Genomic DNA, 811 nt, shown 5'->3' on the forward strand with positions numbered 1-811 from the left:
ACAGTGTTCAACGCGGGGACATTCCTGGTGTTGGCATGGTGATGATCGATGGCATGGTTCGCTGCGGCCGCAGCCGCAACACGCCGCCGGCCACACAAATTCCCGGCATTGTTCCGGCTTGATACGCTTGCGCTTGGGCATCGCCGTCGCTCCGAGGCTGCTATCGCCTTCCGTTGATCTTCGGATGAAGGGCCGGCTTTCGATTGCCGGCCAGCCGGCCACGTCGACATTCAATTCAAAAACAAAAAAGCCGGTTAGCGTTGCTAACCGGCTATCTGTTGGTTTGATTGGTCGGTGTGAAAGGATTCGAACCTTCGACCCCTTGCACCCCATGCAAGTGCGCTACCAGGCTGCGCCACACACCGACAAGCCTTTTATTATAGCGCGCCGAAAATGCTTCTCAGTGCCCCGCGCTGAGGAGATCACGAATTTCAAATAACTCGCGCCGCACCAACTGCAACCGCTGCTGGGCCGCGCTACCAGTGGGCAAGTCCGCTCCTTCAGGCTCGCTGTCTTCAAAATCAGAATGATCGCTGGAATCCTCAAAATCTTCCAGCAGGGACTCACCGCCTTCCAGCACTTCCACGCCATCCAGCATGACTTCGCCATTTCGGCGCTTGTCGCGTTCCGTCTGGACAATTTCCTGAAGCTTGTTGCGCGCGCCGCTGATGGTAAAGCCCTGGTCATAGAGCAAATCACGAATCCGCCGGATCATCAAAACTTCGTGGTGCTGGTAGTAGCGGCGGTTGCCACGCCTTTTCATCGGGCGCAGCTGCGTGAACTCTTGCTCCCAATAACGGAGCACGTGAGG

At 57.0% G+C, this 811-nt stretch carries 1 protein-coding gene and 1 tRNA gene; both read right to left on the reverse strand.

The features are described 5' to 3' along the window. Positions 1-288: 288 nt before the first annotated feature. Positions 289-365, reverse strand: a tRNA-Pro gene (locus AC1D0Z_RS23215). Positions 366-400: 35 nt separating this feature from the next. Then, positions 401-811, reverse strand: a 411-nt coding sequence (locus AC1D0Z_RS23220; protein WP_477660481.1) for a MerR family transcriptional regulator, incomplete at its 5' end; no start/stop codon positions are given.

This window comes from Polaromonas sp. P1_E3 (assembly GCF_056405935.1).